This is a genomic window from Paenibacillus sp. J22FR5, assembly GCF_059691975.1.
On record NZ_JCAUAN010000011.1, the window covers coordinates 175,305 to 192,811 of the forward strand.

Annotated in this window: 13 protein-coding genes; 5 read left to right on the plus strand and 8 right to left on the minus strand. The window is 47.0% G+C overall.

Annotated elements, in window-relative coordinates; all coding sequences use genetic code 11:
• Positions 1-5 precede the first annotated feature (5 nt).
• The 4 genes from rfbB to AC58P7_RS16740 form a co-directional block, all read right to left on the minus strand.
• On the minus strand, positions 6-1,007 hold the full coding sequence (gene rfbB, locus AC58P7_RS16725) for a dTDP-glucose 4,6-dehydratase (protein ID WP_497344712.1): 1,002 nt from the start codon (positions 1,005-1,007) through the stop codon (positions 6-8).
• Positions 1,007-1,726, minus strand: coding sequence for a sugar phosphate nucleotidyltransferase (locus AC58P7_RS16730; protein WP_497344714.1), 720 nt, complete (start codon positions 1,724-1,726; stop codon positions 1,007-1,009). The genes rfbB and AC58P7_RS16730 overlap by 1 nt, the downstream gene beginning before the upstream one ends.
• A 220-nt stretch (positions 1,727-1,946) precedes the next feature.
• A complete protein-coding gene (locus AC58P7_RS16735; RefSeq protein ID WP_497344716.1) occupies positions 1,947-5,279 on the minus strand; it encodes a WIAG-tail domain in 3,333 nt (1,110 codons plus the stop codon).
• Between the two features lie 91 nt (positions 5,280-5,370).
• Complete coding sequence (locus tag AC58P7_RS16740; protein ID WP_497344718.1) at positions 5,371-6,561, minus strand: glycosyltransferase family 4 protein; 1,191 nt, start codon at positions 6,559-6,561, stop codon at positions 5,371-5,373.
• Positions 6,562-6,778: 217 nt separating this feature from the next.
• On the opposite strand from AC58P7_RS16740, the gene AC58P7_RS16745 reads away from it, so the two are divergent.
• On the plus strand, positions 6,779-7,879 hold the full coding sequence (locus tag AC58P7_RS16745) for a YheC/YheD family endospore coat-associated protein (protein WP_497344720.1): 1,101 nt from the start codon (positions 6,779-6,781) through the stop codon (positions 7,877-7,879).
• Positions 7,880-8,011: 132 nt separating this feature from the next.
• Here AC58P7_RS16745 and nagZ read toward each other — a convergent pair whose 3' ends face one another.
• Both nagZ and AC58P7_RS16755 read right to left on the minus strand, forming a co-directional pair.
• Complete coding sequence (nagZ, locus tag AC58P7_RS16750) at positions 8,012-9,238, minus strand: beta-N-acetylhexosaminidase (protein ID WP_497344721.1); 1,227 nt, start codon at positions 9,236-9,238, stop codon at positions 8,012-8,014.
• A 150-nt stretch (positions 9,239-9,388) separates the two neighbouring features.
• Positions 9,389-9,778, minus strand: a complete 390-nt coding sequence (locus tag AC58P7_RS16755) for a transposase (protein WP_497344723.1) — start codon at positions 9,776-9,778, stop codon at positions 9,389-9,391.
• A 109-nt stretch (positions 9,779-9,887) separates the two neighbouring features.
• On the opposite strand from AC58P7_RS16755, the gene asd reads away from it, so the two are divergent.
• Positions 9,888-10,676 carry an archaetidylserine decarboxylase gene (gene asd / locus AC58P7_RS16760; protein ID WP_497344725.1) on the plus strand — a complete coding sequence of 263 codons (789 nt, stop codon included), beginning with the start codon at positions 9,888-9,890 and terminating at the stop codon, positions 10,674-10,676.
• A gap of 30 nt (positions 10,677-10,706) precedes the next feature.
• A complete protein-coding gene (locus AC58P7_RS16765; RefSeq protein ID WP_497344727.1) occupies positions 10,707-11,966 on the plus strand; it encodes an MFS transporter in 1,260 nt (419 codons plus the stop codon).
• 70 nt (positions 11,967-12,036) lie between these two features.
• On the opposite strand, the gene AC58P7_RS16770 is transcribed toward AC58P7_RS16765, so the two are convergent.
• Complete coding sequence (locus tag AC58P7_RS16770) at positions 12,037-13,476, minus strand: NAD-dependent malic enzyme (protein ID WP_497344728.1); 1,440 nt, start codon at positions 13,474-13,476, stop codon at positions 12,037-12,039.
• A gap of 173 nt (positions 13,477-13,649) precedes the next feature.
• A complete protein-coding gene (gene pdxR, locus AC58P7_RS16775) occupies positions 13,650-15,224 on the minus strand; it encodes a MocR-like pyridoxine biosynthesis transcription factor PdxR (protein WP_497344730.1) in 1,575 nt (524 codons plus the stop codon).
• A gap of 131 nt (positions 15,225-15,355) precedes the next feature.
• Between pdxR and AC58P7_RS16780 the strand changes: the two genes are divergently transcribed.
• Both AC58P7_RS16780 and AC58P7_RS16785 read left to right on the plus strand, forming a co-directional pair.
• A complete protein-coding gene (locus AC58P7_RS16780) occupies positions 15,356-15,940 on the plus strand; it encodes a GNAT family N-acetyltransferase (RefSeq protein WP_497344732.1) in 585 nt (194 codons plus the stop codon).
• A 113-nt stretch (positions 15,941-16,053) separates the two neighbouring features.
• Positions 16,054-17,364: an aminotransferase class I/II-fold pyridoxal phosphate-dependent enzyme gene (locus AC58P7_RS16785; protein ID WP_497344734.1), complete on the plus strand. Its 1,311-nt coding sequence runs from the start codon at positions 16,054-16,056 to the stop codon at positions 17,362-17,364.
• The last annotated feature ends 143 nt before the right edge of the window (positions 17,365-17,507 follow it).

Genomic DNA, 17,507 nt, shown 5'->3' on the forward strand with positions numbered 1-17,507 from the left:
TATTTTCAAGTGAGATCAGCTTCTTTATCTAATCGGTACGAACCGTCTACAATACGGGCGCCCCACTCGCTTTCTTGTAAATACCACTCCAACGTCTTTTGAAGGCCTTTCTCAAACGAATAAGCAGGCCCCCAGCCTAACTCCCGACGTATTTTCGAGCTATCGATAGCGTATCGCCGATCATGTCCCAAACGATCCGCAACATATCGAATCAACGATTCAGGTTTGCCCAACAATTTCAGAATGCTTTGTACGACTTCCAGATTCGTCCGCTCATTCTGACCACCGATATTATACACTTGGCCTGGTACGCCTGCCGCTATCACGCATTCAATTGCAGAACAATGATCATCCACATACAACCAATCACGCACATTCAATCCATCACCATATAGGGGAACTGTTTCATCGCGAAGGGCACGGGTAATTAGAAGAGGTATCAGCTTTTCGGGAAATTGGCGGGGACCATAATTGTTCGAACAACGTGTAATCACTGCTGGAAAACCATAAGTTTCATAGTAAGCTCTAACTAGCAGATCAGAGCCAGCTTTACTTGCGGAATAAGGAGAATTCGGCGCAATTGGTGTTTCTTCACTGAAGGCTCCTTCATCTCCAAGGGATCCGTATACCTCATCTGTGGAAATATGAATAAACTTCTTAACCTGTCCTTGACTTGCAGCTTCAAGCAAGATCTGGGTGCCAACCACATTTGTCTTCACGAAGCTGCCTGGGTTATGAATACTACGATCCACATGGGATTCCGCCGCAAAATGAACAACCACATCAACACCTTGCATCAGTCCCATCATGAGCGCCTCATTGCCAATATCACCGTGTACAAATTGATACCCAGCTTGCCCATCAAACAACCTAGCGTTATCCCTATTACCTGCATAAGTAAGTAAATCGACATTGATGATGTGATCCGCTGGATGATGTTTCTTCCAATAATGAATAAAGTTACTTCCAATAAACCCCATACCGCCCGTTACAAGCAACGTTTGCATTATCTGTTCTCCTTCCTGACTAAAAGAGTGGCCTGAAAGAGCGATTCATGTGTGCCCGCGTCAATCCACCAGCCTTTGAAAAACATATGGGAAAGTGTGCCTGATGCAGCGTACACATTATTTACATCGGTGATTTCCATCTCGCCTCTTGCAGAAGGAGCCTGCGATTTAATAATGTCGAACACAGTAGAATTATATAAGTAGATACCCGTAACGGCATAAGAGGAGCTCGGTTTTTCTGGTTTCTCATCAATCCGTTCAATACGATCATTCATCATGTTAGCTACGCCATATCTTCTAGGATCTTCTACTTCTTTTAAAATGACCATAGCCCCTCCGTCCTGATGGTTATAGGTATCGATCATAGGCAGAAGTGGATCTTGGAATAAGTTGTCTCCCAAAATAACCACGAACTTCTCATCCTTGGGCACAAAATCCTCTGCCAATGCCAGTGCCTGCGCAATCCCTCCTGCTTTCTCTTGAATCTTGTAAGTCAGATTGACGCCGAACATGTCACCGCTGCCCAAATAGTCTACATATAAGCCCGCAGATTGTTTCCCCGTGATGACAAGTATATCCTGAACACCTGCCTGACTTAGTTTATTAATGGCATATTGAATCATGGGCAGATCACCAACTGGAAGCAAATGTTTATTGATAATATGTGTTAAAGGGCGTAAACGACTTCCCGTTCCTCCTACAAGCACGACACCTTTCACAAGTCATCCCCCTTCACCATCGTTCGCATGGTGCGTAGTCACATCCATTTCTACTATCATATGCTTTGGTAATAGACGGAAATTGGACGAAAACCCCTTAATCGAAAATTGGTCATCTATCTATCGAATAGCAACACAACAAAAAAACGGTAGTCTCGCATAACATGCGAAACGCCGTTTTGTTAGCTTGCTGATTCATGGGCTTACTTTCTACGATCCGTTAAAGAGTCTGACCAATAGCCATCCAATTCACGATCCCATGTTGATCAGGTGAGAATTTGGCTCGGATAATGGATAGTACTGCACTAACCGTTGACTTTTGGCTGACAATACAATAGCATGCTGGATGATTTGTGATCGCCGTTAACACATAATTGGTATTGGCATATTCCTCTTCGAAATACAGCACCAGCTCAATCGTTTCATCCTGGATTTTCATCTCAAAAGGCTCAAGTCCAAATTGCTGCAGGACATTTCTTTTCTGCGAGGATGTCCGCACGACACTATCTGCAAATTTCGTCACTCGGAGTGAGGTATCTGCGATATGTTCGTTCGTAACAGCACTAGCTTGCAGCTTGGTTCCATCGATACTGCCCGTTGCAAGATGAAAATCAGTAACCGCTCCCTCTGCCAACTTATAACTGTCTACACTGCCATCTGCTAGTTTAGTTGTATCGATGGCTCCTTCGATAATTTTGCTGCCATCTATACTATTAGGGGACAGCTTCGTTCCTGTTACAGCTTCATCCGCAAGATGGTCACGATCCACGGCGCCAAATACAAGCTTGCTGCTGTCTACACTGTTTGCTGCCAGCTTATCACCGCTGACTGCTTCGTCTTGAAGATGCTCGCTTCCAATCGCTTCAGCAATTAATTTAGAACTATCAATGCTGCCATTTAACAGCTTCTCACCATCGATTGAACCGGGAGCAAGGTGGCTGCTTGTTACCGTGCCCAAAGCTAGCTTCAATCCATCTATGATAAAGTCCGACAAATGCTCCCGTTGAATCGCCCCATATACGATTTTACTGCTATCCACACTTCCTGAGGCCAGCTTAGATGCATCCACCACTTGATCTACCAGATGCTCGCTGATCACAGCACCTGCTGCCAGCTTACTTCCATCCACGCTTCCCGGGGCCAATTTCACTCCATATACCGCATGATCTGCCAAATGATAGTTATTCACTGCTCCAGATACCAGCTTGCTGCTATCTACCGAGTTCACGGCTAGCTTTTCACTGTCGATGACACCTGCCAAAAGATGTTGATTGCTTACAGAACCATGTGCTAGCTTCGTACCATTTACCACACCTGGTGACAAATGTTCGTCTGTGATCGTGCCTGGCATAATTTTCGAACCGTCTACGCTCTCATTGGCCAGCTTCGTACCAACGACCGATCCTTCTGCCAGATGATCACTATTGATCGCACGAGATGCGATCTTCGAGCTAATAACTGAGCCATCCGCCAAGTGCCGAGCAACGACCGCACCTGCAGCCAGCTTGCTGCCATGAACACTTTCATTGGCCAATTTCGATGCTGTGATGGACCCATCTGTAATGTGCTCTGCATTCACCGCTTTACTCGATATTTTGGAACTGGTGACACTTCCATCTCCGAGCTTACTTGCCGTCACCACGTTATCCTCCAGCTTCGCGTTCGTGATGGCTTGATCTTCAATGATACTCGTGGTAACTGATTCCGTTTGGAGATGCTGTGTCCCTACGGCTCCATTCGCAAGCTTCCCACCCGTGACAACACCGTCTGCTAAGGTGTCCGTCGTGATGGAGTTTTCCTGCAACTTGCTTCCTACCAGACTTCGGTCCGCGAATACATCCAGCGTTATCGATCCTTGTGCCAGATGATCCGATGTAATCGTCCCTGGTTTAATATGGACGCCTTCGATAATTTCTTCCTGCAAATGGCTTGATGCAATGGACATCGGTGCGATTTTGGCCGTTGTTACGGCCTCTTCAGCAATCTTACTCGTCGTAATGGTTTCTTCCTGAATATGTCTAGTTGTGATGGCTTCGTCTGCAATATGGTTGCGATGAATCGCGTGCAAATCGATTTGCTTCTCGCCAATTGCACCTTTGGCGATGTGTCCGCCCGTAATAATTTCCTCCTGCAGATGAGCAGCAAGTATGGTGCGGTAAGCAATTTTACTGGAAGTGACACTTTCATCCTTCAGTTTCGAATTAATTACGCTACCCTCTGCCAATTTATCCGTTATGACAGAACCAGCCCCAAGCTTGGAACTAGACACCACATTTTCATCCAGATGCTCGGTTCGAATCATTTGCGCACTGATATGTTTGGCGATGACAGCACCTTGCGCAAGTTTATCCGCTGTGACCGCACCATCTTGCAATTTGCTGCTTGAAATCACTTGATCGTTCAAGTGTGCAGACTCAATGGCTTGCGGTGTAATATGTCTGCTTGCTACGATCTTCTCGCCCAATTTCGCGACGGTAATCGCACCATCTTGAATGAGCTTCGTATCTATGGCGCCTTCCACAATATGTTTAGTACGAATCGCTTGATCAGCTATGTGATAACTGGTTACTTCCCCTCCATCCATATGGATACCTTTCACAGCGGATTTGGCGATATGCAACGAGTCCACAGATTGCGGCGCTAGCTTGGTACTTGTTACAGCCTGATCAGCCAGAGTCTCACTTGTAATCGACTCATTCACCAAATGTTCCGTCAGAATGCTTTGTCCCTGGAGATGGATAGAACTAATAAGGCCAATCCCCAGTTTTTCTTCCGTGATGGCACCATCTCTAATTTTTGCAGAGGTTATGGAAGCGTCCATGAGCTTCGCTGTATCAATCGTATAATTGGCTAAATGCTTCGTCTGCACAGCACCACTGAGGATTTTATCGGACGTAATCGCTTGTTGGTCGATTAAGTCACTCGTAATCATCAGTTCAGATAAATGTTGCGGCAAAATGGAACCGTCCGCCAGTTTCGTGGCATCAATCGATTTATCTGCAATTTTGGCGGTTGTAATGCTGCTATCAAACAGCTTTGCGCCTGACAATGTGTTATCTTGAATTTTATCTCCCGCTATACTGTTTGGAGCGATATGTTCATCATGGATAGCTTGATTGGAAATTTTGGCACGGGTCACACTTGCCTGAGCCAGTTTGGACTGTTCAATCGCCAAATCCTTAATCGATCTGGCCCCTATGCTAAACGGTTTTATTTTCGTATCATCAATAGACCGACTGGCAATTTTATCCCACGTTACAGCCTCATTGACAATATCGTCGGTGTAGACAACGGGATCGACGAATTTACCTGTTTTACGCTCCGTTAACAACAATTCAGGTGAAATCTGTTCTGTAACCTTTGACACATGTAAGGCTTTGATCGGCGTCGTCTTCTCAACTTCAGACGGAATCGTTTTCGGCACTATCTTCGTTGGTGCTTCCACTCTTTCTGGCTTGGCTGGTGATTCATCGAGCCATTTCAATTCATTCAAGCTGGAGCTCACTTTATGCACGTTCGCTTTCTGGTTCGTGCTGATCTTACGCTTACTCATATGACTCCTCTCCATTCCCCAAGGTTTATCATTGGTAACATATTCATTCTCACCCTAATAAGTACATTAGCCCCCAAAAATGTGCGATAACCTAGACAAGAGCCGTCTCCTTCAGCATTTCCTTGTATAAAGATAACCTCACCTCTGCGGCTCGCTGCCACGTGAACTTTTCTTTCACCCTATTGATCCCGTTCTCACCTAACTTGCACTGCAAGCTCTCATTTTTCAGTAACCGTATGATATGTTCTGGGAGCTCCTTTCGGATATCCGTAGGGTCTATTAAGAAGCCTGTTTGTCCATCTTCAACAACCTCTTGAATACCGCCTACTCTAGTTGCAATCACGGGAACACCCGCTGCCATAGCCTCTACATTGACGAGTCCGAAAGCTTCGTGTCCGATCGAGGGTACGACGAGAATCTCGGCAATTCGAATCCATTTGGGTATGTCATGATGTCTCACATAGGGAATGAATGTCACATGATTAGGCATTATCTTTGCAGTCTTCATGAGTTGTCTTACATACTTCGTAACTTTACGAGACCCGTAAAAAGCACCCCCTACGATAACCAACTTAGCCGTCGGCTCACTTTGAATGACACTCTTCATGGCATGAAGCAAATGATGAACACCTTTCTGCGGGATCAATCGCCCTACAAATAAAATAATTTTACGATGCTCACAATCTATCTCCTTACGCATGTCATTCCGAGATTCACTGATGTCCACTAACCATTTGGAAGTAAACTGAGTGATATCCACACCTAAATAATGCGTGACTATTTTGTGAGCAGCAGATGGGACTTGTTGTTGCAGAAACCGCTTTAAAAAGTCACTATTGACGATAATGACATCAGCAGCACGCAAAGAAACTGTTAAAGATTTTGTGGAAATATAAGGTTTCGTAATAAATGATGTAGAGTGGAGGACAAGGCTTAGGATGGCATAAGGATACCTTTTGCGAAGAAAGCGAAGAAAACGCGGTCGGTTTTCCACTTGAATAATGCCTGGACTTAGGTGCGAGATCTCTTTATCGATTTGAGTTAAATAGGAGCTTGGTCCTTGATACCTTACCCTCTGATACAAAACGCCTTTTCTAATTTCCTTCCAAGGCTGATAAGAAGTTTTTCTTCCTAGCACAACCACAGGCAGGCTTTTGACCAACTGCTCTGCTGTCTTCTGAACCACCTGCTCGACTGAGCTGCTAGTCCCTGACGGTATAGGAAAGGATCCTGGTGTGACGATGACGAGACGGTTCGATGGGGACTTCCGTATTGTCTTCAATTTCTGACCCTCCTGGGAAAATGAGACATAAATCCAGCCCCATTTCTCTTCTTCCTTCTATACATATGCGGATATCGTGTTAAGGCATGGGCATCTGTCCTGAATTTCCAAGAAAGTATCAGCATTTGTACAAACAAGCATGACTTCTTTTCCATAAACTAAGAGTGATTCGTTTTCGGTGAACATTCAATCCCCATTAGGAGAAGGAGTGAAGTCAATGAGTAATCCCTATGTGGGTATTTTAGTCAACGATTCCTTGTTTGCAGGTATTCCTCTAGGGAACACACAATACGAAGCGATTCGCTTTTATGAGGATGCTGGCAAACTCTATGGCCTAACCCCTTGCTACTTCCGAATTCAAGATGTTCATATGAAAACAATGAAAGTACATGCCTATGTACAAGAAGGCCAACATTTCAAAAGGAAATGGTCAGATCTCCCTAAAGTCATTCATAATCGAGCCATTTATTTGGACTCTTCTTCAGCGAAAGTTTTGGAAGCATTGACAAATCGAGGCGTGACACTATTTAATCATTGGAACCGCTATAGCAAGCTGCGTATCCATGATATATTAATGAAAAATGAAAGCATTCGCCCCCATCTCCCCACTACATTTCCCGCAACAATTGAAAATGTGAAAGCCATGATGGCCGCCTACGACTCGCTCATTATCAAGCCAACCAATTCTAGCATTGGGCGCGGTGTGATGAAATTAGAACGTCAAGCGGGGTTATGGAAGCTTCTTTATCCGGTAAACTTGAAGCTTACCAATCGTACTTGGCGAACGTTCAAATTCCGTCATCAATTACCAATCATCCTCTGCCGGAGGATTCAAAGAAACAGCTATATGGTTCAACAATGTCTGCCCCTTGCCACTTTCGAGGGACGTCCCTTCGATTTCCGTATTTCCGTTCAGCGCGGGGTTAACGGTGAGTGGGGTGTGACCGGCATTGTGGCCAAAGTCGCCTCTCACAAGCATTTCATTACGAATGTCGCGCAAGGCGGGCGAGTGAAATCTCTGTCAGATATTTTGACCTCAGAATATCCACATCTTCATTCAGAGTCGGTTTGCCTCCAGATGACTAATTTCGCTCTCTTAGTTGCCCGTCATCTCAGCACAGAATTGCCGAACTTAGCTGATATAGGACTCGACATTGCCATGACAAAGGACGGTGTCCCATTATTTATCGAATGCAATGGAAAGGATCAACGTTACAGCTTTCGTGAAGCGGAAATGCATGATTGTTGGAAGGCAACCTACTTCAATCCGATGGCCTATGCTAAATTTATCTTAGGCGGCGGCACGCCTCCTTGCTAAAGGCATCAAAAAACACCGTACTAACGAGATTTCTCTCGTTGGTACGGTGTTTTTGAGGTTAAACAAGGGCAAGATCAGCATGTTAGCTTACGTCAAAAGCGAAACAAGAGACCACCCAACGAGGTCCAGGCCCTACTTAGTGCTGAGCGGAGCGAGCACACGCTGAACTTCAGCGTTCAATGCCTTCGGATCCGGAGCAGTCACCTGTTGATCCCGAAGCTGATACTTTTGCTTCAGCTTATAAACTTGCATGACACTCTGGTCAATCGTTGCCATTGGGATTCGCCCTGCTTGAACTGCGGTACGAAGTGCACTTAAGACGGTTATCGCTTTCTGTGGATCGTGACCGACCATCACGACATTGGAACCCGCAAGAACGGACTTCACAGCGGCTTCACCCATTTCATAATTTTCAGCAATCGCGCCCATCGTCATATCATCTGTCATGATGAGGCCTTGGAAGCCAAGTTCCTTCCGCAGAAGATCCGTCATGATGGCCTTCGACATCGAAGCGGGATACTTCGTATCAATCTTCGGGAGAAGAATATGCGCAACCATGATGGCATCCGCCTGATGCTTGATGGCATCAGCAAAAGGAATTAACTCTAGCTTTCGCAGTCGAGCAAGATCATTTTGAACAATAGGCAAACCGATATGTGAATCTACTGCCGTATCGCCATGACCCGGAAAATGCTTCACAACCGAAACGACTTTCATCTCCTGTATGCCATTCATCATTGGAATACCAAAGCTGCTAACGAGCGTGGCATTCGCGCCAAAGGAGCGATCGCCAATGACGGGATTTTGGGGATTGCTATTAATATCCAAGTCAGGCGCAAAATCCATATTAAGTCCATAGGCATTCAGCTCTTTCCCCAGCAGTTGCCCGATACTGCGAGCCAATTGGGTTTTGCCAGATTTGCCTATTGTTTGACTTGTTGGCGTCTTGGTAATTTCATCAGGGAGACGTGTTACCCTTCCACCTTCTTCATCCACACCAACCCAAAGTGGAAGCTTGTTCACCACATTCGTCTTCTTCAATTGATTGACTAACCCCACCAATTGCTTCGTATTCTGCACATTCGGTTTGTACAGAATGATGCCACCCACATGATAGGTTGCAATTAACTGCCGCGCTTCTTCATTCATACTGTAATCATCGATTCCCGCGATAATCATCTGCCCTAGCTTTTCATCCAAGCTCATCGCAGGTACACCTACCGATGCCACTGGGGATGGAGTATGAGATGCAGCGGTTGTCGGTATAGGCGTAGAAGTTGGTGCCGATGACGGAGCCACACTAGCGGGCGCTGTACTAGTTATGGGAGATGCAGATGGCTCAACTTCATTATGTGACATACACCCCATCATAAGCAGCATAAGCCCACCCACGCTTCCAATTGTACGGATTGCTTTTGGTAATTCTCGTATCAAATTGTCACCTACCTTACCCTCCACTTAACTATACTTAGTAGACGTTCCATCCATTGAAATCGTTGAATTGCATCTTTATTCACTTCGGAGTCCTTTCAAAAAACAATGTAACAAGACATAAATGCCAAAAGCACCCAGATAAGCGCCAGTGAACAGAAACAGCTTGTTGGTAAAAACAACATGGATATTGGTCATGAAAACGGTATCGTCCCGCAGGATCTCATAGACAGCCATGGAAGTGATCACACCAAACACATACGCACATAAAACGGCTGCACCTGCAAAAACATGTTTAAAGGATGGCAGCAACCAAGCACTACATAGCATAACTGGCGGGATCAGAATAACAAATATGACGATTATCATCGACATCGCAGCTTTCACCTCACCAACAGCATTGACGAATTTCTTGTCGAAAATACAGTAACCCGCATCGCGGATCCCAAGGAAAAGAGCAATAGGCAATTGATTCTTTTACCTTTCTGTGGCAAGATTAGCGAAGAACCGCTAAAGGTAACTTTGCGCACTGCGCAAAGTCCATCCTAACCAACGAATGAACAGGAGTTTATGATCTATGTCTAAACCTTTTTTCCGATTACTGACCGAGTTGTCTTCCCGTAAATGGGTCTCTCAAGTGACAGGTGCCATTGCCCGTTCCAAAATAAGTCGGCTATTCATCCCGCGTTTTGCCCAAACCTATGGCATTCGAATTGAAGATGCAGAGAAGCATATCAAGGAGTATAAGTCCCTGAATGATTTCTTCACTCGCAGATTGAAACCAGGTTTGCGCACGATCCATGAAGACACGACACGTGTTGTGAGTCCTGTTGATGCGATGATTACCGGCATTGGTGACATCAAAGAAGGCTTGATCGTTAATGTCAAAGGTCAAGACTACACGATTGATGAGCTGCTTAACCGCTCACCGCGCACGGTGAACTACAATAATGGTTTTTATTTCGTCTTGTATCTGAGCCCAACAGACTATCACCGTATTCATTCGCCAATTTCAGGTGATATTCTGGAGAAAGAGCATGTCCTCGGGAAAGTATATCCCGTCAATGAGTTCGGCCTTCGTCATATGAAACGTGTTCTAAGCCGTAACGAACGATTAATTACCTTTATTCAGCATGAAACCGGCGAAGTAGCTGTCGTTAAAGTCGGTGCACTTAATGTGAGCTCCATTCAATATGTTACCCCTCTTCCCAAAACACTTGAGCGCGGTCAGGAGCTCGCATATTTTGAGTTCGGCTCAACGGTTGTTTTGCTGTTCGAAGATGGGATGTTCGAACCTCGTCCTGATCTAAAGCTAGGCTCCAAGGTAAAAATGGGCGAAGATCTCGGACGTTTCCTGGGTAACTAACTAGGAAGCTCAACCTGAGAGGAGAAAACCATGGCATCAATCTCAACATCATCTCCAGATCGTGGCTCCAAAAGCTTGCAAGGTGCTGGGGACATGAAACCTACCGTATATCGAATTTTACTCGCAATCGGTCTTGTTCATTTGCTGAACGATTCGATTCAATCCGTTATTCCAGCAATATTCCCCATTTTGAAAAGCGAAATGGGACTTAGCTATACACAAGTGGGCTGGGTGCAATTTGCCATTAACTTCACAGCTTCAATCATGCAACCTGTTGTCGGTCTCTACAGCGATCGTAAGCCATCGCCTTATATGCTGCCAATTGGGATGACATCGACATTAATCGGCATGCTGCTGCTAGCCTTCGCTCCTTCGTACTGGGTTGTTCTATTGTCTGTCTGTTTTGTCGGACTAGGTTCGGCTGCTTTCCACCCAGAGGGATCCCGAGTTTCGCATATGGCCGCGGGAGGCCGTAAAGGTCTTGCGCAATCGATATTTCAAGTTGGCGGTAATGCCGGTCAATCACTCGCCCCTATCATGACCAAATGGATTTTCATTCCGCTTGGACTGTTCGGTTCGATCTGGTTTACTGGTGTCGCGGCTGTCGCAATCGCAGTACAAATGTACATAGCCCGCTGGTACAAAGTCGTCCTTCAAGACGCACCCGTTAAAGCTAAATCTACAGTGAAGCGTGTCGTCAGTCCTGAACGCCGCAAACAAGTGAAGTTCGCCATCTCTGTGTTGATTTTCCTAGTGTTTGTTCGTTCATGGTACGGGGCAGCAATGAGCGGCTATTTCGCCTTTTTCCTTCAGGATACGTACGGTATATCCATTGACCGTGCACAGGATTTTATCTTCTTATTCCTTGCCGCTGGTGCGGTAGGTACGTTCTTTGGCGGGCCTATCGCTGACCGTTTCGGGAAGCGTAATGTGATCTTCTTTTCCATGCTAGGCTCGGCGCCATTCGCCTTACTGCTGCCGCATGTAAGCATTACTTGGGCTTACGTCTTGCTTGTAATTATCGGTGTTATTCTCCTATCTAGCTTTTCGGTAACTGTTGTTTATGCACAAATGCTTTTCCCAGGCAAAGTGGGGACGGTATCCGGACTCATCACCGGCTTAGCCTTCGGACTTGGTGGGATCGGAAGTGTCGTACTTGGTAATTTGTGCGATGTATTCGGCACCTCGCGGGTAATGGAGTTATGTGCCTTCTTGCCGCTGCTAGGCATTCTGACCTTCTTGCTTCCAACGGATCGTAAGCTGAGGGAATGGACGGAAGAACAAGCGTAAGTTATAGAGATGATACAAAAAAAAGCAGTTCGGCACGCTGGATCAGCGTTGTTCCGAACTGCTTTTTCATTTATTCGTGATGCCCTTCATTTGTATCTCGTTGGTTACGACGACGAGCTACGCCCGATTCATAGGCCGCTTCCATGACGGCTTCTCTAACCTTTTCTACAACTGCATGGTTGAACACACTCGGAATAATGTAATACTCGTTCAGTTCGTCCTCGTTTACAACCGCTGCAATTGCTTTGGCTGCGGCAAGCTTCATCTCTTGCGTGATCTTGGATGCACGGCAGTCTAGCACACCTCGGAAAATCCCCGGGAAGCACAGCACATTATTTATTTGATTCGGATAATCAGAGCGTCCTGTCGCCATCACGCGTACATAAGGCTCTGCTTCTTCTGGTGTAATTTCCGGTGTTGGATTCGCCATAGCGAACACAATGGGATCAGCTGCCATGCGCTTCACATCTTCTTGCTTCAGCACACCTGGTCCTGAAAGACCGATGAAAATATCAGCACCTGCGATAACATCGGATAACGTCCCACTTTCAAGCCCTGGATTGGTATTCGAAGCATACCAATCCCAAGCTGGATTCGTGTATACTTCTCCTCGTACAATTGCCCCTTGGCGATCCACACCAATTACGTTGGTAACGCCTGCTGAAATCAGCATTTTGGTACATGCGATTCCTGCGGCTCCAATGCCTGTGATGACAACTTTGCACGATTCCAATTGCTTGCCCACTAGCTTCACCGCATTGAGCAGCCCAGCTAGAATAACAACCGCTGTTCCATGTTGATCATCGTGAAAGACAGGTATATCCAACTCATTAATTAAGCGTTCTTCAATTTCAAAGCAACGCGGCGAGGAGATATCCTCCAAATTAATACCGCCAAATCCAGGAGCAATTGCCTTCACCGTGCGAATAATTTCTTCGGTATCCTGTGTGTTCAAGCAAATAGGGAAGGCATCTACACCTGCCATTTGCTTAAAGAGCATTGCTTTCCCTTCCATCACGGGCATAGCCGCTTCTGGTCCAATATTGCCAAGTCCTAGAACCGCTGTCCCATCCGAAACGACGGCAACAGTATTCCTTTTAATCGTTAAGGAGTGTGCCTTACTCGGGTCTTCATGAATCGCCATACAAACCCTTGCGACACCAGGCGTATATACGCGGGACAGATCATCCCGATTTTTAATCGGTACTTTGGGGGTGACTTCAATTTTACCACCCAAATGCAGCAGGAAGGTCTGATCTGACACGTTAATGAGGCGGACACCAGGAATTCCTTTAAGTACCTTCGTAATTGTTTCTGTGTGCTCGGGATCACTTACTTTGACTGTAATATCACGTGTTGTCGTCGTTTTGCTAGCCCGTGTGACATCGATCGCCACAATATCGCCGCCTGCATCACCAATCGCGGTAGCAATTTTCCCAAAGGTTACGAGTTCTTTATGAATTTCCAGACGCACGATGACACTTGTGCCCCCGCCATTTAATCCAGCCATGCTAAGGATCACTCCTACGAATAATAGTTTAATTAACCACATGTTAGATGATAACATACAAACAATAGCAATCAAAGTAATCCGCCAAAAGACTTATTTTGCGCGCTGATAGAGACTTTTTATGGAAAGTGAAAAGAGTTAGGAAAGGCATGAACCAGATTAAATGAAAAGAGTTAAGAAAAACTTTCATAGATTGAACGGAGCAGGGTGACGCCTTGCCTTATCTCAGCCTCCGTTAAATGGGCAAAACCGAAGCAGGCTCCTGCTCTGCCGACCGGGAGCGCGTAGTTGCCAGCGTCGCTCCATGTGACGCCGGCGGCGCGACACGCGGCTGCATATGCGGCATAGGTGCGCTGGTCTCCGCGCCACCAACCGAACAGATGCAGCCCGCTGTCACTGTCCACCCACTCGAAGAGGGTGGACAGCCCCTCCTGCAGCAGCGCCTGCAGGAGCAAGAACTTGCTCGCGTACACCCGCCGCATGCGGCGCAGGTGTCGCTCGTAGCCGCCGCTCGCCATGAAGGCGGCGAGCGAGCGCTGTTCGAGCAGCCCCGTCGGGTGCGGCTCGTATAGCCGCTTCGCGGCTACAAAAGCGTCGTGCAGCGCCTCCGGCAGCACGACATAGCCGATGCGCAGGTCCTGCAGCATCGTTTTGGAGAAGGTGCCGATGTATACCACTCGGCCCTCCTGGTCCAGCACCTTGAGCGGCTCAATCGGCCGCCCGCGGTGCCTGAACTCGCTGTCATAATCGTCTTCGACGATGACAGCGTTCTGCTCCGCCGCCCAACGCAGCAGCTGTTGGCGGCGCTCCAGGCCCAGCACCGCCCCCGTAGGGAATTGGCGGCTGGGCGTCACGAACAGCAGCCGTGCGTTCCACGGCTGCGGGATGAGCCCGTGCCCGTCCACCGCCGCGTGGACGGGCACACCGCCAGCCGCCAGCACAGCTCGGCTGGCGCCTTGATACCCGGGGCGCTCCAGCACAACGGAATCGCCGGGGTTAACAAGCAGTTGGGTCAGCAGCGCGATCGCTTGCATCGACCCATTGACGATCACGATGCGCTCAGGCGGCGCATCAATCCCCCTCATCCGCTTCAGGTGCAACGCGATCGCTTCGCGAAGCGCATAGTGCCCCTCCGCGATGTGGGCGTCCTCTTGCGGCGACTCCGTCATTCGCCGTACCTGCTCGTACATCCCGCGGTTCCACTGCTCCCGCGGGAACTGCTCCAAATGCGGCCTTGCTACCGCGAACGCAATTTCCCGCTCCCTTGCTTTTGCCATCTCTACTGCCCTCTTGCGCTCTTTCTCCTGTTCACTAACGCTGTCGATCTCGACTCCGCTCTTCCGCACATTCCCCCGCTCCCCGGCATCATCAATCTCGCCTTCGCGATCCTGCTCTTCTCCTTTACTCTGGCGCCCGCGCTCCCCCTCACTCACTCGCATCCCCCAAGCCGACATTTCGATCGCCTTCCCCTCATATGCCCTCTCCTTCGCTTGACCGTCCGCGTACGAAACAAAGGTACCTCGGCCGACATCAGCCTGCAGATATCCCTCCGCGATCAACATATCGTACACCTGATTAACGGTACCTCTGGAAAGACCAAGCATGGCAGCCAATTCTCGACTTGAGGGTAGCTTGGTATGCAGCGTTAGCTTATTGCCTACAATTTCATCACGAAGCGCATGATATAAAGCAGCATATTTACTTGGATACCCAGTGAGGTACACCTGAAACGGTAAATAAAATGCCATAAGATCCCCTTCTTTTCATCTAAAAATGGTACATATAAATTCAGTCATATTGGTTCTTTTTATGAATCCAATCATACCGTATGCTTACTTAAAACACATTAAAATTTTGCATATATAAGGAGTCCTGAACCATGAATCTGCAACCACCCCTCCTAGACGGAACCCGCGTAACCCTGCTTCCCCTGCAAGAAACACATATTTCAGGCCTGATCGAAGCTGCTAACGATCCTAACATTTGGTCTAACATCATGACACCTCTGCTTAGCCCCGCTGAAGTCCATCAATTTGTGTACCAGGCGCTTAACGAGCAGGAAGCGGGAAATGGTATCCCTTTCAGCGTATATGACAAATTTTCCAATACCATTGTGGGTAGTACACGACTTTTCGACATCTCTGTTCCTCATCGGAATATGGAAATCGGTCACACCTGGTACAATCCAAGCGTCTGGCGTACCCGTGTAAATTCAGAATGTAAATATCTGCTGCTCCGATATTGTTTTGAGACCCTCGACCTGCTCCGCGTTCAGATTAAAACCGACCTTCGCAACGAACGCTCTCAAGCCGCCATTGCCCGATTAGGTGCTCAGAAAGAAGGTATCCTCCGCCAGCATCGCGTCATGTACGACGGGTATATTCGCGACACGGTGATGTTCAGTATCATTGATAAAGAGTGGCCGCAGGTGAAAGATCGCCTTGAAGGTTTTCTGAGCATGTAATCTCGCTATGCCTTCCAATAGAAAATTTGTTTAGCGCAGTGACGTACACGAGTGAAAGTGATATAATAACTGGGAAAAAATGAATCGCTCATTGGAAGGAATGACCCACTCTTATGAATCCTTTGGCAAGTCAGTTAAACGAGACCCTACAACGTGAAAATTCTCACGTACATGACATGCTTTCTGCATTAGGTAAATCGATTTACTTCCCGAAAGAAGGCATTCTCAGTCAATCGGCTGAAGCGAAGGCCAAAGCCAAGAAATTCAATGCTACAATCGGTATTGCCATCGAAAATGGCCAGCCAATGCATTTGAAGGTCATTCAAGACACACTCTCCACTTATAACCCTAAAGATATATATGAATATGCGCCACCGGCTGGTAAGCCTGAGCTTCGTACAGCTTGGCGTAAGAAGATGCTCGAAGAAAACCCGGGCATTGGCAATAAACTCATCGGTAACCCGATTGTAACGAATGCATTAACGCACGGTTTGAGTATTGCTGCTGACCTTTTTGCAGATGTTGGTGATGCCGTAATTATTCCTGATAAAAACTGGGAGAATTACGAGCTCACTTTCGAAATTCGCCGCGGCGCACAAATCGTGAACTACCCGCTTTATAACGAACAACAACGATTTAATTCCGAAGGCCTGCGTGAAGCGCTTCTTGCTCAGAAGTCCAAAGGCAAAGCGATCGTCGTTCTGAACTTCCCGAACAATCCAACAGGCTACACGCCGGATTGCGAAGACGGCAATGCGATTACGGCTGCGATTAAAGAAGCTGCAGAAGCAGGAATTAACGTCGTTGTCCTTACAGACGATGCTTATTTCGGTCTTTTCTTTGAAAATTCCCTGCATGAATCCCTATTTGGCCAATTGGCTGATCTTCACCCGCGTGTACTCGCTGTCAAAGTTGACGGAGCTACCAAAGAAGAATACGTCTGGGGCTTCCGTGTAGGCTTCATTACGTACGCAGGACAAAGTGAAGCATTGCTTGGCGCTTTGGAACAAAAAACGATGGGAATTATCCGCGCTACGATCTCAAGCGGTCCGCATCCTTCCCAAACGTTCGTGCTTCATGCCCTGAATTCACCAGAGTTTGCTGCACAAAAACAAGAGAAATACGAAATTATGAAAGGCCGTGCGAACCGAACTAAGTCCATTCTGGACAGCGGGAAATTCGATGATGCATGGGGCTACTACCCATTCAACTCCGGCTATTTCATGTGCTTGAAGCTCAAAACCGTTGATGCGGAAGCTTTGCGCGTACATTTGTTGAATGAACATGGTGTAGGTACGATCGCGTTAGGCGAGACAGACCTCCGTGTCGCGTTCTCTTGCATCGAAGAAGGCAACTTGGAAGAGCTATTCAACATCATTTATCAAAGTGTGAAAGAAATAGAGAAGGTTGCTGCGAGCAAATAAGGCGAGCAATTGGAAAAAACCACGTGCTAACTTGGTATTATCCCCTTTAAGTAGACACTCAAAAAAAACCTTATGGTATCATAAGGAAATGAGAACAACTTGGAGGGGATTTTTCTATGGCTAAAAAAGGACAAACATTTAAT